This is a genomic window from Mesobacillus sp. (genome assembly GCF_047739415.1).
GTDB lineage: Bacteria > Bacillota > Bacilli > Bacillales > Cytobacillaceae > Mesobacillus.
The window spans coordinates 12068-31598 of sequence record NZ_JBIQOE010000294.1 but is presented as its reverse complement, the minus strand read 5'-3'; the positions used below and the strand labels follow the sequence as shown (position 1 = coordinate 31598).

General features: G+C 41.4%; 22 protein-coding genes. 16 read left to right on the top strand and 6 right to left on the bottom strand.

Annotation, left to right across the window (positions count from 1 at the left end; translation table 11 throughout):
• The first annotated feature begins 180 nt into the window (after positions 1-180).
• Both ACH0QE_RS23935 and ACH0QE_RS23930 read left to right on the top strand, forming a co-directional pair.
• Positions 181-1140: an NAD(P)H-dependent flavin oxidoreductase gene (locus tag ACH0QE_RS23935; RefSeq protein WP_415802960.1), complete on the top strand. Its 960-nt coding sequence runs from the start codon at positions 181-183 to the stop codon at positions 1138-1140.
• 108 nt (positions 1141-1248) lie between these two features.
• Positions 1249-1536: a UPF0223 family protein gene (locus ACH0QE_RS23930; protein WP_415802959.1), complete on the top strand. Its 288-nt coding sequence runs from the start codon at positions 1249-1251 to the stop codon at positions 1534-1536.
• A gap of 174 nt (positions 1537-1710) precedes the next feature.
• On the opposite strand, the gene ACH0QE_RS23925 is transcribed toward ACH0QE_RS23930, so the two are convergent.
• The gene (locus ACH0QE_RS23925; protein ID WP_415802958.1) at positions 1711-2331 is read right to left on the bottom strand and encodes a YktB family protein; all 621 of its coding nucleotides are present in this window, start codon (positions 2329-2331) and stop codon (positions 1711-1713) included.
• 163 nt (positions 2332-2494) lie between these two features.
• Between ACH0QE_RS23925 and ACH0QE_RS23920 the strand changes: the two genes are divergently transcribed.
• The 3 genes from ACH0QE_RS23920 to ACH0QE_RS23910 all read left to right on the top strand — a co-directional run bounded on the left by ACH0QE_RS23920 (position 2495) and on the right by ACH0QE_RS23910 (position 4261).
• On the top strand, positions 2495-2689 hold the full coding sequence (locus ACH0QE_RS23920) for a hypothetical protein (RefSeq protein WP_415802957.1): 195 nt from the start codon (positions 2495-2497) through the stop codon (positions 2687-2689).
• 313 nt (positions 2690-3002) lie between these two features.
• Positions 3003-3806 carry an inositol monophosphatase family protein gene (locus ACH0QE_RS23915; protein ID WP_415802955.1) on the top strand — a complete coding sequence of 268 codons (804 nt, stop codon included), beginning with the start codon at positions 3003-3005 and terminating at the stop codon, positions 3804-3806.
• On the top strand, positions 3800-4261 hold the full coding sequence (locus tag ACH0QE_RS23910; RefSeq protein ID WP_415802954.1) for a GNAT family N-acetyltransferase: 462 nt from the start codon (positions 3800-3802) through the stop codon (positions 4259-4261). Before ACH0QE_RS23915 ends, ACH0QE_RS23910 begins: the two co-directional genes overlap by 7 nt.
• 110 nt (positions 4262-4371) lie before the next feature.
• Here ACH0QE_RS23910 and ACH0QE_RS23905 read toward each other — a convergent pair whose 3' ends face one another.
• Entirely contained in the window at positions 4372-4557 is a 186-nt protein-coding gene (locus ACH0QE_RS23905) for a YlaF family protein (RefSeq protein WP_415802953.1), read from the bottom strand.
• Positions 4558-4709: 152 nt separating this feature from the next.
• Between ACH0QE_RS23905 and typA the strand changes: the two genes are divergently transcribed.
• Genes typA through ACH0QE_RS23890 form a run of 3 tightly spaced genes read left to right on the top strand, consistent with a single transcriptional unit; the run spans position 4710 to position 7184 of the window.
• A complete protein-coding gene (typA, locus tag ACH0QE_RS23900; RefSeq protein WP_415802952.1) occupies positions 4710-6545 on the top strand; it encodes a translational GTPase TypA in 1836 nt (611 codons plus the stop codon).
• A 19-nt stretch (positions 6546-6564) separates the two neighbouring features.
• Positions 6565-6879 carry a YlaH-like family protein gene (locus ACH0QE_RS23895; RefSeq protein WP_415802951.1) on the top strand — a complete coding sequence of 105 codons (315 nt, stop codon included), beginning with the start codon at positions 6565-6567 and terminating at the stop codon, positions 6877-6879.
• A gap of 11 nt (positions 6880-6890) precedes the next feature.
• Complete coding sequence (locus ACH0QE_RS23890; protein WP_415802950.1) at positions 6891-7184, top strand: hypothetical protein; 294 nt, start codon at positions 6891-6893, stop codon at positions 7182-7184.
• Between the two features lie 332 nt (positions 7185-7516).
• Here ACH0QE_RS23890 and ACH0QE_RS23885 read toward each other — a convergent pair whose 3' ends face one another.
• The gene (locus ACH0QE_RS23885) at positions 7517-7717 is read right to left on the bottom strand and encodes a YlaI family protein (RefSeq protein WP_102262061.1); all 201 of its coding nucleotides are present in this window, start codon (positions 7715-7717) and stop codon (positions 7517-7519) included.
• 156 nt (positions 7718-7873) lie between these two features.
• Between ACH0QE_RS23885 and ACH0QE_RS23880 the strand changes: the two genes are divergently transcribed.
• Entirely contained in the window at positions 7874-8329 is a 456-nt protein-coding gene (locus tag ACH0QE_RS23880) for a pyridoxamine 5'-phosphate oxidase family protein (RefSeq protein ID WP_415802949.1), read from the top strand.
• A 170-nt stretch (positions 8330-8499) separates the two neighbouring features.
• On the opposite strand, the gene ACH0QE_RS23875 is transcribed toward ACH0QE_RS23880, so the two are convergent.
• Positions 8500-9084, bottom strand: a complete 585-nt coding sequence (locus ACH0QE_RS23875) for a YhcN/YlaJ family sporulation lipoprotein (RefSeq protein WP_415802948.1) — start codon at positions 9082-9084, stop codon at positions 8500-8502.
• A gap of 324 nt (positions 9085-9408) precedes the next feature.
• Between ACH0QE_RS23875 and ACH0QE_RS23870 the strand changes: the two genes are divergently transcribed.
• Positions 9409-10749, top strand: a complete 1341-nt coding sequence (locus ACH0QE_RS23870) for a PhoH family protein (RefSeq protein ID WP_415802947.1) — start codon at positions 9409-9411, stop codon at positions 10747-10749.
• A 113-nt stretch (positions 10750-10862) separates the two neighbouring features.
• On the opposite strand, the gene ACH0QE_RS23865 is transcribed toward ACH0QE_RS23870, so the two are convergent.
• Positions 10863-11363, bottom strand: coding sequence for a peptidyl-prolyl cis-trans isomerase (locus ACH0QE_RS23865; RefSeq protein WP_415802946.1), 501 nt, complete (start codon positions 11361-11363; stop codon positions 10863-10865).
• 187 nt (positions 11364-11550) lie between these two features.
• Between ACH0QE_RS23865 and ACH0QE_RS23860 the strand changes: the two genes are divergently transcribed.
• Positions 11551-11832 (top strand): YlaN family protein, encoded by a 282-nt coding sequence (locus ACH0QE_RS23860; protein ID WP_041965554.1) that lies wholly within the window; start codon positions 11551-11553, stop codon positions 11830-11832.
• A gap of 231 nt (positions 11833-12063) precedes the next feature.
• Positions 12064-13272, top strand: coding sequence for an FtsW/RodA/SpoVE family cell cycle protein (locus tag ACH0QE_RS23855; protein ID WP_415802944.1), 1209 nt, complete (start codon positions 12064-12066; stop codon positions 13270-13272).
• A gap of 41 nt (positions 13273-13313) precedes the next feature.
• Here the strand turns inward: ACH0QE_RS23855 and ACH0QE_RS23850 are convergent, their stop codons facing one another.
• On the bottom strand, positions 13314-14270 hold the full coding sequence (locus tag ACH0QE_RS23850; RefSeq protein WP_415802943.1) for a COX15/CtaA family protein: 957 nt from the start codon (positions 14268-14270) through the stop codon (positions 13314-13316).
• A 617-nt stretch (positions 14271-14887) separates the two neighbouring features.
• Between ACH0QE_RS23850 and cyoE the strand changes: the two genes are divergently transcribed.
• From cyoE to ACH0QE_RS23830, 4 genes are all read left to right on the top strand, one after another.
• Positions 14888-15814: a heme o synthase gene (gene cyoE / locus ACH0QE_RS23845; RefSeq protein ID WP_415802942.1), complete on the top strand. Its 927-nt coding sequence runs from the start codon at positions 14888-14890 to the stop codon at positions 15812-15814.
• Positions 15815-15915: 101 nt separating this feature from the next.
• On the top strand, positions 15916-16989 hold the full coding sequence (gene coxB / locus ACH0QE_RS23840) for a cytochrome c oxidase subunit II (RefSeq protein ID WP_415802941.1): 1074 nt from the start codon (positions 15916-15918) through the stop codon (positions 16987-16989).
• Positions 16990-17020: 31 nt separating this feature from the next.
• Positions 17021-18898 (top strand): cytochrome c oxidase subunit I, encoded by a 1878-nt coding sequence (gene ctaD, locus ACH0QE_RS23835; protein WP_415802940.1) that lies wholly within the window; start codon positions 17021-17023, stop codon positions 18896-18898.
• Positions 18898-19527 carry a cytochrome (ubi)quinol oxidase subunit III gene (locus ACH0QE_RS23830; RefSeq protein WP_192470227.1) on the top strand — a complete coding sequence of 210 codons (630 nt, stop codon included), beginning with the start codon at positions 18898-18900 and terminating at the stop codon, positions 19525-19527. Before ctaD ends, ACH0QE_RS23830 begins: the two co-directional genes overlap by 1 nt.
• Positions 19528-19531 lie beyond the last annotated feature (4 nt).

The following is a 19531-nucleotide window of genomic DNA, read 5'->3' as shown; positions in this document are numbered from 1 at the left end:
TAGGTTATGATTAGGTTTTGCTTTTGAAAAAATAAAACACATGCATTATAGCACTAATCAAGGTGTTTGCAAAGAAATTCAGAATATCAAGAAAGACCTGAATCAAAAAAATTAATAAACAGGAAAAAGAGCTATAAAAATAGAAGTTATATTGAAACAAGCATGAGAGGGAGAGAGAGTATGAACTGGAATACTGACGTAACGAACCTATTAGGTATACAATACCCAATTGTCCAGGGAGGTCTTGCCTATCTGGCGTATTCAGAATTGGCCGCAGCTGTATCCAATGCTGGAGGATTGGGGCAGATAACAGCAATGTCCCTTCCCGATCCTGACGCGTTAAGGAATGAAATACATAAAGTGAGAAAGCTGACTGACAAGCCATTCGGAGTCAATTTTGCGATCGGACAGCATGGCCGGCCGTTTTCGCATTATCTGGAAGTAGCTATTGAAGAAGAAGTTCCTGTAATTTCGATGACTGGGGGAAACCCGGCACCAATTTTTGAACAGTTAAAAGAAACAAATATTAAAAAACTTGTTCTTGTGGCTGCAAAAAGGCAGGCGCAGAAAGCAGAGGAGCTGGGAGCGGACGCAGTCATGGTAGTCGGCCAGGAAGGCGGCGGACATCTAGGAAAGAGCGATATCGGAACGATGGTGCTTATTCCTTCCGTTGTTGATGCAGTCAATATACCTGTAATCGCATCGGGAGGGATTGGAGACGGACGAGGGCTGATGGCGGCATTAAGCCTTGGCGCACAGGGCATTGAAATGGGAACCCGTTTCATAGCTACTAAAGAATGTGTCCATGCGAACGAGCTATACAAGCAAAAGCTTGTTGAAGGTACCGAAAATGATACCACTGTAATAAAAAGGTCTCTCGGGATGCCAGCAAGAGCGATTGCCAATCCATTAACAGAAAAAATCATCGAAATAGAGAAGCAAGGTGGCGGTTATGAAGATTTAAAAAACCTGATCAGTGGAAGTGCAAACCGCAAGTATATATATGAAGGTGATGATGAAAATGGGTTCGGCTGGGCTGGACAGGTGATGGGGTTAATCAAGGACTGTCCTACAGTAGCTGAGTTATTTGCCAGAATTATCAACGAAGCTGAAGAAATAAGAACAAACTGGAGTAGATGAAGCTCCGATTCCTTGCGCTCAATAATAAATAACGGTAAAATCGATTAACATACAAGGAATGCACTGGGGCAGAAGGTTCCTGTCATTGCACAAAAAGCAGGTGAATTAATGGAATACCAATATCCAATAGACTACACATGGTCCACAGATGAAATTGTTGATGTCATCCACTTTTACGAATGTATTGAAAAAGCATATGAAAAAGGCATCGATCGGGATGCATTGCTCAACGCTTACAGACGTTTTAAAGAAATAGTGCCAGGAAAAGCCCAGGAAAAAACGCTTTTCAACGAATTTCAAGAAGTAAGCGGCTACGTACCATACCAGGCAGTAAAAGCAATTAAAGAAACCGGGTCAGGTGAAAAGATAAAAGTAGTTCAGAAAAGAAAAAAATAGAATCAGTTTAAATATGAGGAAAGAGCCCACGCAAAATGGGCTCTTTCTTTTGTCTAGCTCCGGCTCCTATTTCCTCGAGACGATTCGGTCCTGCCAATGAAGTCAAAGAACGACTTCATTGGCAGGCCCTCTAGCGCTTGTCGGAAATGGGCAGTCGCCTACGCATTTCATGGTTTATGCCAATTTATATAGGGGTAATATTTCTTTAAATACAAACTCAATTTTAGAGAGCATTTCATCACCGCTTAGTTTGACGGCTTGTTCACGAGGAATGTTCAGACCGCATAGGATTTCAGCTTTTTTAACAGTTTGAAGGCGATTGAACATTGAGAGAAGGTCTTCCTTGGAAAGCTCACTGTGAATCGTTGCTTCAGGCTTCATATGATCGATTGACCAATAGAAATCCTTAGGAGTGCGGGTGTAGATGGAATCAATGTTATCTTCAAGTTTTTTACCGATTGCTTCCTTCTCAGGTGCTTCGTATATAACAGCAAACCAGATAAAGACATGGGTTTCCCACAAACCAATCTGGAAATGAGGCAGCATCTTATAGCCTCTTGGATTGCTGGCGAAAGCTACCCACGTATCTTTAGGCGGATTCTTCGTTCTCCGGGCATGTTTTGCAACATGGTAATGCATTTCATCACCAGCAATGCTTGAAAGCGTTGGAGCGAAGTGTTGGCCGAGGTCTTCCAGCTTAGGTCGGATCTGGGATTTTAAGGCATCCATTCTTTCGTCGAGCCCGTCTATTTTAAAAACATCGAAATCTGCTTGTTCAAATCCTGAAAATGACAATATAAAAACCTCCTAGTACTTTGTCAAATATTGTAGCAAAATCTTTATAAAAAAAGAAGCGACAGGCATTTTTCCGAGTCCTGGGTATACGCACAAATTTGTACCACAGCCAATTGGAAATTCATACAATAATAAAAAACAGAAATTATAGAGGAGTGTAAAAATGAAACAACTTATAAATTCAACAAGGAAGAGAAATGGTGAGCTCCAGAGGACAGCTGTACTACGTTTGGAAATGGATTATGAATTAGCCACCCTTTTTGACGCAATGACGGATTCTGATAAATCGAAAATGAAAGAATGTAAACAAAAACTCGAACGAATTCGACAAGAATTATTACGTTTAAAAGCTCTGTAATAGCTATAATGTTTTACGAAAGAAGAAGGTAAGGTATGATGGTGAGAATAATGGAAAACTGCAGCAACCGAGACACTTGACGAACTCCTGTAAAGCTGAAGGAGTTCGTTTCTTATGTCCTGGTGGTCTCTAAATGTCCGAAAAGGTGTCACGATTACGGATAAGGTCATTTAGCATCTAAAGAATATTTGCATGTTATGGAGATGGCAGGGGGAATCCTAATACTTGATGAATATGAACTTAATCCGATAAGCTAAAAATAGATTCCTAAAGCTTGTTTGGTCGTAAAAATCTATGAACGGGGGAAAGCTGAATGGAATATAATCTGAAAGAAATTGATACATATGCGAAGAGTTGGATCAAAGAGGCTGGTGAAAATATCAGGGCTTCTTTTCCGAAGACTTTGAATGTCACATCAAAATCAAATCCGAATGACCTGGTTACAGATATAGATAAAGGAACAGAGCAATATTTTATCGGGAAAATTAAAGGTACTTATCCTGACCATCGTATCATGGGCGAGGAAGGGTATGGAGACGAAGTGAAGTCTTTATCAGGAGTCGTGTGGATTATAGATCCAATCGATGGAACAATGAATTTTGTTCATCAACAGCGAAACTTTGCGATTTCAATCGGCATCTATATCGATGGGGAAGGAATGATTGGTCTTATCTATGATGTCGTCCATGACGAACTCTATCATTGTGTAAAAGGACATGGAGCTTATTTAAATGAAAAATCTATTCCGAAACTTACAGAAGCCAAAGTGAATGAAGCGATTATTGCTCTCAATGCTACCTGGGTAGCTCCTAATAAACGGATAAATCACGAATTACTTATCCCCCTTGTAAAGGATGTAAGAGGAACACGTTCTTATGGTTCAGCGGCTATGGAAATGGTGTATGTCGCAACGGGGAGAATAGATGCTTATCTGACTCCAAGGCTTGCACCATGGGATATTGCAGCTGGGATCATCATAATAAAGGAACTTGGTGGAGAAACTACGGACCTTAGAGGAGAAGAACTGGATCTTCTCAAGCAGAGTTCTTTGTTTGTTTCAAAACCCGGTCTGCACGGTGAGATACTGAGTAATTATCTTAAGGATGGAAAATGGTAATTTTAACGTGGCAGCAATTAAAAAAAACAGATCTGCCGTTTTTTGAGGAATTAATATCTTCAAGTGCTAAGTGGAGGAAAAAAGAGCTGAAGGATTTATCCTTAGAAGATTACATTGGGCAATATGATGATTTGTCAGGTGAATGGAGGGTATGGGAGGAGAAAGAAAGTCCTGTTGCGGTTTCTTATCATTTGGAATCTGCTCCTTCCAATCAAAAGCCATGGCTTGGCACCATATTGGTGAAAGCAGAGGAAAGAAGGAGGGGAGTTGCATCGGCGATTATGGACCAGCTCTCCGATGAATTTATGGACATTGGGCAAAAGGCTCTTTTTGCCGCTGTCCCTATCGAAGAATACGAGTGGTCCAACTTCCTAACAGACTGCGGCTTTGAACAATTCAAAACAGAAGAAAACAAGGGCGAAACCTATTTGATCATGGTCCGCCCCTTCGAATGACCGGCTGGAAATCCAGCCGGTTTTGTTATTGAGAAATCAAAAATTACGGTTTTGCTTTGTCCCAAAATAAGATTCGAAATAAAAAAAGGGCAGAGCACACGTTACTGAGTCTAAAGTTCTCCTGCTTCTCTCATCTTTTTTTTCTTTTTAAACCCGAATCCCATTACCAAAACCAATGCGATAATACATGCGAACGTACCGGCAACGCTTCTTTCACCAATGGCGATTCCAATACCAATCATGCATGAAGCTGCTGCAAATGCGAAAAATAATAATGGCCATTTTATCTGATTCAAGGTGAATCCCCCATTCGACATTTGGTGCAAATAATAATATATTTAATTGTACATTAAAATGCTTATAGGTTTCCACTCTTATTGTGTTATAATATGTAAGTTGTGTAAAAAGCCAAAAGATAAATTATGATATTAAAGGCAGGGTGACTTTTTTGAAATTACGAGAAGATATTAGAAATATAGCGATCATTGCCCACGTTGACCATGGTAAAACGACATTGGTCGACCAGCTTCTGAAGCAATCAGGCACATTCCGTATAAATGAGCATGTGGAAGAGCGTGCGATGGATTCAAACGATTTGGAAAGAGAACGAGGAATTACGATCCTCGCGAAAAATACAGCTATTTCTTATAATGATACACGTATCAACATTCTTGATACTCCTGGACACGCTGACTTCGGCGGCGAAGTTGAGCGTATCATGAAAATGGTTGATGGCGTATTGCTAGTTGTCGATGCATACGAAGGCTGCATGCCGCAAACACGCTTTGTTTTGAAGAAAGCTCTTGAACAGCATTTAACACCAATTGTTGTTGTTAATAAGATTGACCGTGACTTTGCTCGTCCTTCTGAGGTAGTTGATGAAGTCCTAGACTTGTTCATCGAACTAGGTGCGGATGAGGATCAGCTTGAGTTCCCGGTTGTTTATGCATCTGCAATTAACGGTACAGCAAGTATGGACCCTGAAAAACAGGATGAAAACATGCGCGCATTGTATGAGTCCATTATCGACCATATCCCAGCTCCTGTTGATAACCGAGAAGAGCCTCTTCAATTCCAGGTAGCACTTCTTGACTATAATGACTATGTTGGCAGAATTGGTATCGGCCGTGTATTCCGCGGAACGATGAAAGTTGGCCAGCAGGTAGCATTAATGAAGCTTGACGGTTCAGTAAAACAATTCCGTGTTACAAAGATTTTTGGTTTCTTCGGTCTGAAGCGCCAGGAAGTACAAGAAGCTCATGCAGGGGACCTAATTGCTTTATCTGGAATGGAAGATATCAATGTCGGTGAAACTGTATGTCCATTTGACCAGCAGGATCCACTGCCGGTTTTACGTATCGATGAGCCAACATTGCAAATGACATTCTTGGTCAATAACAGCCCGTTCGCCGGCCGTGAAGGTAAATACCTGACTGCGAGGAAGATTGAAGAGAGATTACGCGCACAACTGCAAACTGACGTTAGCCTTAGAGTAGACAACACTGATTCTCCGGATGCGTGGATCGTTTCAGGACGTGGAGAACTTCACTTGTCTATCCTAATCGAAAACATGCGTCGTGAAGGCTATGAGCTTCAAGTGTCAAAACCTGAAGTTATCGTAAGGGAAATTGATGGAGTAAGATGTGAGCCAGTTGAACGTGTTCAGATCGATGTTCCTGAAGAACATACAGGATCTATCATGGAATCAATCGGTGCACGTAAAGGCGAAATGCTTGATATGATCAACAATGGAAGCGGCCAGGTTCGATTGATTTTCAATGTACCGGCACGCGGACTTATCGGTTACACAACAGAATTTTTAACATTGACTCGCGGATATGGTATCATTAACCATACATTCGACAGCTACCAGCCAATGCTCCAAGGCCAGGTAGGCGGACGCCGTCAGGGTGTTCTTGTATCAATGGAATCAGGGAAGGCATCTACTTATGGTATCATGCAGGTAGAAGACCGCGGAACGATTTTCGTTGAGCCAGGAACTGAAATTTATGAGGGCATGATTGTTGGTGAGCACACTCGTGAAAATGATATAACTGTTAATATCACGAAGGTAAAGGCAGCAACTAATATTCGTTCTGCTAATAAGGACCAGACATCTGTCATCAAGAAGCCAAGACTCATGACTCTGGAAGAATCTTTAGAATACTTGAACGATGACGAGTATTGCGAAGTAACTCCAGAATCAATCAGACTCCGTAAAAAGATTCTTGATAAGAATGAGCGTGAAAGACAGGCGAAAAAGAAAAAATACGCTGAAGCTTAATTAAGTAGGGGGAAGAAGTATGGATGTAAGCCAGAGATTATCATTTTTTGCAGCATTATTCAGGGTAGATGAGAACCCAACGGTAGGCATGTGGATGCTATACCTGACGATTGCCGCTCTGAGCATCCTTGTTTACAAACTTGGGTTTGCACAGAAGCTGCCATTGCTGAAAAGTATCATCATCTATGGATTTTTATTGCTTGGCTCTACAGTCCTAACCTTCCTTGCTATTTTCCTTCCAATCACGGAAGGACTTGTGGTCGCAGCATTAATCCTGGTCATCTACAAGCTCAGGCTGCGACAGCATAAAAAAGCAGAAGCAAATGTTAAATAGGAGTTGGCGATATGAAATCACTCCAGGATGCAATTTATAATTGGCTGACAATCAAAATTGTCAGCGATGCTCGGCCAGAAGATACAGCAGCTCAAGAAACTACACAGTTATTTGATCAAATTCTTGCCGAAGAACATAATGTTGAATCTAAAGAATTAAAACGGGACGCACTAATGTACTATGTCACTGTCGTGCAGGAAGGCAATTCTAAAGAATACCGTTTCCCGCGTGACCTGATTGAAGTCATGATTGACCAAATCAGGCAAGAGCCAGACAAATACGTTAACTATCCTGAAGAAGACTGAAAAAATCCGCCCGGAAATGGGCGGATTTTTTGTTGTAGATTCATGGTGCTTTGGCTTGAGCTGATAGCCCTAAAGCTGTCAAAATAAAGCTCGTATTATGAGGCACGAAGCAAAAAGCTGTCAAGATATGTACGGAATTGTGACAGGTTTGAAGTGCAAAGTAGAAAAGCTGTCAGAAAAAGCTCGGGATTGTGACAGGTTTGGAGTGCAAAGCAGAAAAGCTGTCAAGAAAAGTACTGATTTCAGACAGATTTGAGTCACCAGACTCATAAGCTGTCTGAACCAGCCTCAGATTTCGTTCAAAAGCTTTATTTAGGTGGGCAAATCACCAATCACCAATCATCCTTCTTAACGCGGGAACGGTACAGCTTGAAATTCCCTGTTGCTATTCGGTTGTTTGTCTTATCAGCAATTCGTTCATTACAAGGATCGCACATATATGTATGGATCGGCCGATTTCGAAGCCGCTTAGCCTGAAGGGTATCGCTGTTAATATTCTCGATTTTGTCGCACAGTACACATTTGACTCTCATTCTTACACCTCTTATTAATAATTATCGTACATAGCCTGATTGAGTTTTGATTATATTATAGTATATCATTGTTTGCAGCCTTAGCAGGAAAAATCATTTGATTTGCCCTGCTTAAAGAGTTCGTAGTACTATTATGATAGTTTAAGGAGGGTGAATATGGCAAATCAAGTAGAACCTAAACTAATCAAACCGTTGGTTGATGAATTGCAAAAAGAGCGTTTTGTCACCTTGGCGACAGTTGATCATGAAACCGGTGGCCCGAATGTCAGCGCGATTTCCTGGGTGCTTGCAAAGGACGAGGGTACCGTTTATTTTGCAGTGGATAACCGCTCTCGGATCATCGAGAATATCAAGAGTAATGACAAAGCAGTAATCAACCTTATCGCAAATGAATCTACATATTCAATTAGCGGAACGGCTAGCGTCAAGCAAGAAAAACTTGAAGGTGTACCTTTGAAGCTAGCGTTAGTCGAAATCAATATCAGCGAAGTTAGGGACGTTATGTTCTATGGATCAAAAATCGTCGCTGAACCTCAATATGACAAGACATACGACAAAGATGCAGCAGCGCGTCTTGATAAGCAAGTAATGGATGCAATGAGAAAAGCTTAGTCGATTGACTAAGCTTTTTGTCATTGTATAAGAAAGTATTTACACTTAGTTTAGTGTCCAACTCCGGCGTCTAGCCTCGAGACGCTTCGGTCCTGCCAATGAAGAAAGAACGTCTTCACTGTCAGGACTTCCAGCGCTTTTCGGGGCTGGACAAGGCGCTTGGGCTTTTATTATTTATGGTAGTTAGATTGTTGTTCCTGGTCCTTCTCTAATTGTTTTTGTTCTTCTTTGTTAAGCTTCTTCTTAGGATCTTCAGTCGGGCTTTTAGTCTGCGGTTCAATCATGTCTGCTGGTACCTCTGGCATAACTCTTCCGGTTATATCTGAAAGTTCGTTCATAATACCCTGGATTGGCTGGCCGTTTTGTATATCCTCTGATATCTCCCTTAATCTTGCTGTGATATCAGGATCGGCAACAACGACTGCGCGTGCACCCTTAGGGTCCTTTTTTAAGGCTTCAGCCACCGTATATTTAACAGTGTCTACCTCTGACCTCTCCATTTTATCATTTACGTCGATACCTACAATAGCATAGCGACCAACCACTACAGCCGCAGCATCATCAACATTCGGGATGTGAGTGGTCAAGTCAACAAGATGTCGGGAAATCTCCTGGCCAGATTGGCGGTCAACTTCCTTGATCGCACTATTCTGGACCTTGACCTTGTGATCTTCGTCAGTTTTATTTGCGTTGTTCTGCCCATTGCATGCAGTCAATAACAACACAAACGAAATTGCAGCAACCAATCTTATCATCGATGATCCCCTCCGGTTATTTAAAAAAGTCCTTAAATCCATTAGTAATGTAAATGAAGAAGGCAGTTTCGCATTGTATATTCTTTCCGGTAAACTTTTGCCTTTGCATTCCAATAGTCTTCCAGGCCCTTTGGAAGAGAGCGCTGAAGTAAGTATGCGGCAGGCAACAAAGCTAATGACAAATACAACAAAAAAAGAAATGCTCAAAGGTTATTGTGCAAAATATCTTCTATCTTTATTCAAAAAGTCATATATTTTACCAAAGTCCCGGCCAAGGCTGCCAAGTTGGCCAATGTCGAGATCAATAAGGCGGGAGGCATCAATTTGAGTAAAATATACGTACTGGATACAAACGTCTTACTACAGGATCCGCACGCGATTTTTTCCTTTCAAGACAATGAAGTTGTCATACCTGCTGTAGTTCTGGAGGAAGTGGATTCAAAGAAAAGATATATGGATGAGATTGGGCGCAATGCGCGCCAGGTTTCAAGGCTCATAGACGGAATGAGGGAGACAGGAAAGCTGCATGAGAAAATCAATCTTGAAGGTGGAGGGACGCTCAGGATCGAGTTGAACCATCGATCCTTCCATCAACTTCAGGAAATCTTCGTTGAAAAGACAAATGACAATCGAATATTGGCTGTTGCAAAAAACTTAAGTCTTGAAGAAGAAACGAAAGAAGATGGGCGTCCAGTTATCCTTGTCAGCAAGGATGCGCTTGTTCGAGTAAAGGCAGATGCAATAGGGCTGATTGCTGAAGATTTTTTAAGTGACAGGGTAGTGGAAATTAACCATCTGTATTCGGGCTATGCAGAAGTGTATATACAGATAGAGGAACTAAATCGTTTTTATGAAAAAGGAGAGCTTAACATCTCTGACTTAAAAGGGCAAAACTTTTTTTACCCAAATCAGTTTGTGATCATGAAGGACATTCTCGGAAGTTCTGCATCTGCAATAGGTATGGTTGATACAAAAAATAAAAAAGTGAAAAAGCTTATTTTTGAACATGAGGGTAAGCACGCATGGGGAATCAAGCCAAGAAATGTTCAGCAAATTATGGCCATGGAGTTGCTTTTACGTCAAGACATGCCTTTGATCACATTGATAGGGCGTGCAGGTACAGGAAAGACATTGCTCGCTCTGGCATCAGGTCTTCTTCAAACTGAGGACTTGGGAATTTTTAAAAAGCTGCTTGTAGCAAGGCCGATTGTGCCAGTAGGTAAAGATCTGGGCTTTTTGCCTGGAGAAAAGCAAGAAAAGCTCAGACCGTGGATGCAGCCTATATATGATAACCTTGAATTCCTTTTCAATACGAAAAAACCGGGCGAACTTGATGCCATACTGGCAGGGATGGGTTCAATCGAGGTAGAAGCATTAACATATATAAGGGGAAGGAGCATCCCGGACCAATTCATTATCATTGATGAAGCGCAAAACCTGACTAAGCATGAAATCAAAACAATTCTGACGAGGGTAGGGGAGCGCAGTAAAATTGTCTTGATGGGTGACCCTGACCAGATTGACCACCCATACCTTGATGCCTATAATAATGGGTTGACTTATGTGGTTGAAAAATTCAAAGACCAGCAAATCGCGGGTCATGTCCAGCTCGTTAAAGGAGAAAGGTCATCTCTTGCCCAGCTTGCAGCCGATCTTTTAAATTAACTATTGGCGTATACTGGAATCTGAGATGTCAAATATAACAAAAACAAAACGGGTAGAGGGACAATAAATTAACGGGCACCCTCCTGGGATGCCCGTTGGCAGTACCTTACATATTATTCTATGGTAAAGCCGGTAACATTTTTGATTGGATTCTCCTTATTGGAACCATCCTGGTAATATACATGAAGCGGTCCGTCCTCTTTTAAAGGTTTGCCGTCCTTCGAAAAACCGAGGATGAGGCCGGAAGCTTCTTCGAGTGAAAGTGATATCTGGTCATTTTCCCCATATTCAATCACTACATTCTTCGCTGTCTGCTCTGGTTCAGCATTAACAAGAAATGGCTTGAATGGTATACCGAAAGTGCCAGTCAGGACTTTTTCTTTTTCGAACTTCACTTCTGTTTTGAGGGTTGGTGGATAGACTGCACCCTCCATAATTTCACGATCCCAATGTTTTGAAACTGACTTCGTATACTCTTCAAGGGCATCTCCGCGTTCCTGGTCTTCGCTGAAATATGTATTCAAGTCTACTTTTCGATCATCGAAAATCCATACACCCGGATCCAAAGTGATCTTGTATTTGACTTTTCCTTTGATTGGGATGATTGTTTCCATAATTCCCTCCTGAAACTTTACATATTATTAATTCAGTATAGCGATAATTTTGTGAGTTGTCATTTCAACCCATCTATAGCACGTTAACCATTAATATCTGCATCCTTAATATTCTTGCTTTTTTGTCCACTTAAGGGTAAAATTTAAAGATAGGATTGGGTAATCGCTCGGAAACGGGGGGATCAAGTTGGCGTCTGATATGATAATCAACCATCAGGAAAAAGCCCATGCCTTGTTAAAGGCTGACGCTGATAAAATTTTAAAGCTGATCAAAGTGCAAATGGATAACCTGACAATGCCTCAATGCCCTCTTTATGAAGAGGTTTTAGATACGCAAATGTTTGGATTATCAAGAGAGATAGATTTTGCAGTAAGACTCGGCTTAATCGAAGAATCAGATGGAAAAGTAATTCTCGACCAGTTGGAGCAAGAGCTTTCCATATTGCATGAGGCTTCGTTAAAAAAATAAATCCTAAAAACTCAAACAGTCCTAATCGATTGTTTGAGTTTTTTTGTGAGGCATTTTCCGTACACATTGTTAAGTTTTTTAATTCTTTTTCCAATTCAATTGTCTCCTTGAAGCTGCATTACACTTCTATGACAATATATTAAGAATTCCATAACTTTTCCTTAAACAAAGGCAGGATATTTCAACTTATAGTAGAATAGATTAAACAACTTAGAAGATGGGGAAGAGACGATGTTTAAAAAAATACTGAAATCCTATGACTATTCATTGATCATTGTCGTTGCGCTCTTGTGCTTGTTTGGCCTTGTCATGGTTTACAGTGCCAGCATGGTCACTGCCATCCAGAGGTATGATTATCCTAGCGATTTTTTCTTTCAAAAACAGAAGTTCAACTTATTTCTTGCAACAATCTTGTTTGTGGTAGCGGCATTCTTCCCATACAAGGCGATGAAAAGCACTAAGGTTTTATTGCCGATGGTAGTGTTTATCCTGGGTGGACTAGGTGCGCTGTTTTTATTTGGTAAAGTGACGAACAATGCATTGAGCTGGTTTGAAGTTGGAGCAAGAAGCCTGCAGCCGTCAGAGTTTGCAAAGTTAAGTGTAATCATTTATCTATCAGCCGTATATGCTAAAAAGCAAACCTACATAAACCAGTTTAATAAAGGGGTTGTACCACCTCTTGTTTACTTGATTTTAGTATGTATGCTAGTGGCAATTCAACCTGACTTCGGTACAGCAGCAATTATTTTTGCTATTGCTTCGACAATAATTATTTCTTCTGGGATGAACCTGAAGAATATCGCCAAACTGATTTTCTTTGGACTTGGATTCCTCGCTCCTTTCGTTCTGTTCCTTCAGGATGAAATCTTTTCAGAAACAAGGATAGGCAGATTTACTGCTTACAGCAATCCTTTTACAGATGAACAAAATACAGGCTATCATCTAGCCAATTCCTATTATGCTATTGGTTCAGGCGGCTTGAAAGGCCTTGGTCTTGGCGAAAGTGTCCAGAAGCTTGGGTATTTACCTGAGCCTCACACGGACTTCATCATCGCAATTATCTCCGAGGAGCTGGGGATTTTTGGTGTAGGGTTTGTGTTGCTGAGCCTTGCATTCATCGTCTTAAAAGGAATTTATATCGGGCTTAAGTGCAAGGATCCTTTTGGCAGTTTGCTTGCAATAGGGATTGCCAGCATGATTGGGATTCAGTCCTTTGTCAATCTTGGTGGAGCTTCAGGTGTTATTCCACTAACAGGTGTTCCATTGCCTTTTGTGAGTTATGGAGGTTCGTCCTTGCTGCAGCTCGCAATTGCTACCGGCATACTGGTGAATGTTTCGATGTTCGTTAAATACGAAGAGAAGTATAAGAAGGATAAGACAGCCCAGCCTAAGCCTGTAAAAGCTGTTGTTAACCAAAATTCGTTCAAGTTCAGGTCGTAATTATAGAGAAAATAAAAAGCTGCAGCATCTGCTGCAGCTTTTTATTTTACCGTTGCCGGAGAAAGATCAACGGGTTTAGGATTTTGTACTCTTGCGGCATTCTTGTTGCTCCTGGAAACCAGCAGGATAAAGTAGCTGAAGACACCAAACAGAACAGAAATGAAGAAAGCGTGTCCCAGCGCAATGTACAGATTCAATCTTGTGAAGATAATTAATGCGCCGGCAATGACTTGCAGTGACACAAGGACCATTGCGATGATCCAACCCCAGTATAGGACTTTCTCATGCTTGTAGTGTTTGACGGCAATGTAGGTGACATATGCGATCCAAATAAAAATGAATCCTGCTGCGGCTCTGTGTCCCATTTGTACCCACTCGTAAATGTTGGTAGGAAGGAAGGAACCGCCATTTGTACATAATGGCCAGTCTTTACAAACTAGGCTGGCATTCATATGCCGGACCAGAGCACCACTATAAACCACCGTGTAGCTGTAAACGGAAAGTCCGATAATATGGAACTTCATTCTTTTATCAATGACTAATTTTTCAGCATGGAATTTTTTATCCACTTCAAAAATAAGCATGGTCAATAAAAGTACAGCGGCAAAAGAGATGAGCGAAATACCGAAGTGAAGTGCCAGTACAAAATCAGATTGTCCCCAAACTACAGCAGCAGCGCCTATCAATGCCTGGAGAACAAGGAAGAAAAAAGAGAAAACAGCCAAGAACTTCGTTTCGCGTATATGCCCAATAGCCTTCCATGTCCAGATGGACAATATGAGTACCATAATGCCTACGCTGCCCGACACTAACCTGTGGGCAAGTTCAATTACCAATTCGGGAGTAATATCCGTAGGAACGAATTCTCCATTACAAAGGGGCCAGGACTTGCCGCAGCCCGCTCCGGATTCAGTTTTGGTAACCAACGCTCCCCCGAGCAAAACAAAAAGCATCCCAATCGTGGTTAAAACAGCCAGCCACTTAAGGGAACGATTCATGATCATCACCTGCTTATTTAAAGTTCGATAAGTTGTCAAATTATAAACTTGACATGTATAATAGAAGAAGCTTGTAGAAAATAAAAAAATCTACCCCTATAATAACGAATTTTGACGAAAAAGGATAGAAAGCAATACTTAAGATACTACACAATAATAGTTAATATTTCAATACTTTCTATTATAGTTGGACAATACCTAGTATTATAGGTAAAATGCTCAAGGCAGCAATAAGGCCTGAAAAATGATGAGTTTACATACCAGCAATTTTACAGTCATGAAAATATTATCCAAGAATATGTATATTCGTAAAAAAGAAGACATCCAAACAATCTAGTATTAACAAGTCAAAATTCCTTGCAATAAAAATAAACTTTATGGATAATGGCGGTAAGACACAAATTATTCAAATTTTGTTCAAAAAAAATTCACAAAAAAGTTGTGAAGTGTGATTTAATATACAACGTAGGCTTTATTTTTCTACACAAACATTTAACAGCCTTTACACGTTGAGAATAGTGAAAACTATCCGGAATATAAAGTACAAATACTCTTCTTTTTTTTGTAAAAATTTCGTCTCTGGAATTTTGAAGGAAAAGGGATGAAGGAGGATATGGATGTCTAATTCAAAAGCTTTATCAGAAGCTGTATTAGAGGACGGACAGCCTGCAGTCGTGGAGAAGACGATGTTGAAAGATTTTCTTGCCCTCATTAAAGTAGGAATTGTAAATTCCAATGCTATGACGACTTTTACTGGATTATGGCTAGCTCTTCATTTTAGCGGAGCGCGCTTTCTGGATAATATTGATTTAATTCTAGCGACATTGATAGGTTCATCATTGATTGTCGCCGGCTCTTGCAGCCTGAATAACTACATCGATCGGGATATCGACCATTTAATGGAGCGAACAAAAGACAGGCCGACTGTAACTGGAAAAGTCCAGCCAGGAAAAGTGGCCTTGATGAGCTTCTTGCTGATCGGGATTGGAACCGCGTTTTTGCTTACAACTACCATAACAGCTGCTGTAATCGGGTTGTTTGGCGTTTTTAGTTATGTAGTTCTCTATACATTGTGGTCAAAACGAAAATATGTCTCCAATACAATTGTCGGCAGTATCTCAGGAGCAGTTCCACCGCTAATCGGCTGGGCTGCAGTGGACGCCAACCTGGACGTAATGGCTTGGATGCTTTTTGCCATCGTTTTTGTTTGGCAGCCACCACACTTCTATGCCCTGGCAATGAGAAGGGTAGAGGAATACCGTGCAGCTGGTATACCGATGCTTCCAGTCGTAAAAGGGTTCAAAGCGACCAAAAGGTCGATTTTCCTATGGATAACAGCCTTGCTGCCGTTACCATTTTTTCTTCCTGAACTTGGAATTCCATTCGTGATTCTTGCAACGATCCTGAATATTGGATGGCTTGTTTTGGGAATCTACCTTGAAAAGCTTAAAGATGATATGAAATGGGCAAAACTGATGTTTGTATATTCTTTACAATACTTAACTGTCATGTTTGTCGCTATGGTAATTGTCACACTTATTTAACCTTTGTTAGGAGATTCACTCTTTGATGAGAGAGAATTTTCCCATATATTTTTTACAACAAAATTTATAAGATTTTTTCGAAAGAGGGGTTTAATTAAGCTATGAAGATGCTTGCTAAATGGCGTCTGCTGTCACTGTTCACATTGATGGCATTAGTCTTGTCTGGCTGTGGTGAGCCATACCTGTCAACATTAAGACCTGCAGGTGAAGTTGCTCAATCTCAGTATGAACTTATGTTGTTGAGCACGGCGATTATGGTGGGGGTAATTGCTGTCGTCACAATCATTTTTATCTATGTCATTATGAAGTTCCGCAGGAAGAATGACAAGGAAATCCCAAAGCAGGTCGAGGGAAGCCACAAGCTTGAGATTCTTTGGACTGTTATTCCGATCTTATTGCTTCTAATTCTTGCTGTTCCTACAGTTGCTGCAACATTTAAGTTGGCAGATGTTTCCCCAATGGAAAAGAAGAACGCTGAAGGAAAGACTGATGCACTAGTAGTCAACGTTCGCGCGAATCTTTACTGGTGGGAATTTGAGTATCCAAATGAAGAGATCATCACCAGCCAGGAATTGGTAGTCCCTACTGATGAAAAGGTTTACTTTAACCTTACGGCTTCTGATGTAAAGCACTCCTTCTGGATTCCATCTGTTGGTGGGAAGATGGATACGAATGTAGACAACGTCAACAAATTTTGGCTTGAGTTTGACAGTAAAGGAGCAAATGAAGCTGGCGGACTTTTCTACGGAAAATGTGCTGAGCTTTGCGGACCTTCACACGCATTGATGGATTTCAAAGTGAAAGCTTTGCCGCGCGCTGAATTCGATCAATGGGTAGCAGATATGCAAGGTGTTAAAGAACCTGCTAAGGCAGAAACTGCAACTGCACAACAAGGAGAGGAAGTCTTCAACAACAGCTGTATCGGATGTCACGCGGTTACTCCGGCAAACACAGCTCCAGAAGCAGCCCGTGTTGGTCCTAATCTGACAAACTTTGGAGAGCGTTCACGCGTAGCTGGTGTTCTCGACATGTCTGAAGAAAACATTAAAAAATGGCTGAAAGACCCAGAAGCATACAAGCCTGGCAACAAGATGACCGGCAAATATGCTGATCTTTCACCAGAAGAACTTGATGCATTAACAGAATATCTGATGGGCTTGAAAGTCCAGAAATAACAGGGGATTTGTTTGAAAGGGAGGTAAAACTGTGAGTACCTATGCTCAAAAAAAAGGATTCGGCGCAACTTTGTGGGAGTACCTGACAACGGTTGACCATAAGAAAATCGCGATTCTTTATCTTATCGCTGGCGGATTCTTCTTCATCCTTGGTGGGCTTGAAGCTCTATTTATCCGTATCCAGCTCGCTGTACCTAATAATGATTTTGTAAGCGCAGGTTTTTATAATGAACTCCTGACGATGCACGGAACAACCATGATTTTCCTTGCAGCGATGCCGCTGGTGTTCGCATTTATGAATGCTGTCATGCCACTTCAAATTGGTGCGCGTGACGTTGCGTTTCCATTCTTGAACTCTTTAGGATTTTGGTTATTCTTCTTTGGTGGAGTATTCCTTAACCTTTCATGGTTCCTGGGAGGAGCTCCAGATGCTGGTTGGACTTCATATGCTTCTCTTGCAATGGAGTCTGAAACGCATGGTATTGACTTCTACGCACTTGGTTTGCAGATTTCAGGTGCGGGTACACTAATCGGGGGGATTAACTTCCTTGTAACGATCATTAACATGCGTGCCCCGGGAATGACTTATATGAGAATGCCGATGTTTACTTGGGCAACATTTGTAACATCAGCTCTTATCCTATTTGCTTTCCCTCCACTGACTGTTGGTCTTTTCTTAATGATTTTTGACCGTATGTTTGGTTCTAATTTCTTTGATGTAACAAATGGCGGTAACACAATTATCTGGGAACACCTTTTCTGGATCTTTGGTCACCCGGAAGTTTATATCTTGATCTTGCCGGCTTTTGGTATTTTCTCAGAAATCTTTGCGATTTTCTCTAGAAAGCGTCTATTCGGTTACTCATCCATGGTATTCGCGACTGTATTAATCGGTTTCCTTGGATTCATGGTATGGGCTCACCATATGTTCACAACTGGTCTTGGACCGATCGCAAACGCGATTTTCGCAGTAGCGACAATGGCAATCGCCGTTCCTACAGGTATCAAGATTTTCAACTGGATGTTCACGATGTGGGGAGGAAGCATCAAGTTCACAACTCCGATGCTTTGGGCAATAGCCTTCATTCCTTCATTCGTTGCCGGTGGTGTAACTGGAGTCATGCTGGCATCAGCTGCAGCTGACTATCAGTACCATGACAGCTACTTCGTTGTCGCTCACTTCCACTACGTTATCGTTGGTGGTGTAGTATTCGCATTATTTGCAGGTGCACACCTGTACTGGCCAAAAATGTTCGGCACAATGCTGAACGAAACATTGGGTAAGGTTACGTTCTGGTTGTTCCTGATTGGTTTCCACCTGACGTTCTTCATCCAGCACTTCCTGGGATTGATGGGTATGCCACGCCGTATCTTCACATTCCTGCCTGGACAGGGACTTGAACTAGGAAACTTAATCAGTACAATTGGTGCCTTCTTTATGGCTGTAGCTGTTATTGTTTTATTGATTAACGTAATCATCACACAAGTTAAAAATGAAAAAGTTGGGAATGACCCATGGGGAGACGGCCGTACACTAGAGTGGGCGATTGCATCTCCACCGCCATTCTACAATTTCAAGCAGCTTCCGCTTGTACGCGGACTTGATGCTTACTGGCTGGAGAAAATGGAAGGCAAGAAGGGCATGACTCCTGCAGAACCGCTTGGCGACATCCATATGCCGAATAACTCTTTCATTCCTTTCGTTATATCACTTGGTCTTTTCATCGCAGCATTTGGTGCAATGTACCGTGCTGAAACAAGCTGGGGGTTACTAATACTGATCCTCGGTTTGGCAGTAACTCTGGGAGCCATGTTCGTTCGTTCTATTAAAGATGATCATGGATTCCATATTCATAAAGAAGACTTAATGGACGATGATAATGATAATGATAAGGGGGCAAAGGCATAATGCAAGCTGAAGAAAAATTCACTTATGAAACATGGCCTGCGGAGCCTGAAAAAGCAACCCTCGAAGCAAAAAACAAGTTTTTGGGCTTCTGGTTCTTTCTTGGCGGAGAGACAGTATTGTTTGCGACTCTCTTCGCAACCTATCTTGCATTGAAAGATAAGGTTCCAAGTGCTGAACATGCACTTGCCAAGGATATCTTTGAAATACCACTTGCTTTTACGGCGACAATGCTTCTTTTAACAAGTTCTTTGACAAGTGTATATGCTATGTACCATATGAAGAATTTCAATTTTAAGAAGATGCAGCTATGGCTTGGATTTACAGTACTTCTAGGTGCTGCATTTCTGGGTCTTGAAATTTACGAGTTCTATCACTATGTTCATACCTTTGGACACACGTTTACAAGTAGTGCCTTCGGATCTGCATTTTATACGCTAGTTGGCTTCCATGGAGCTCACGTGGCATTTGGTTTATTGTGGATCATTACTCTGATGGTCCGCAACTCCAAGCGTGGGTTGAACCTTTACAACGCTCCTAAGTTTTATGTGGCCAGCCTTTACTGGCACTTCATCGACGTTGTATGGGTATTCATCTTCACGGTTGTATATCTAATGGGAATGGTGGGATAAACTG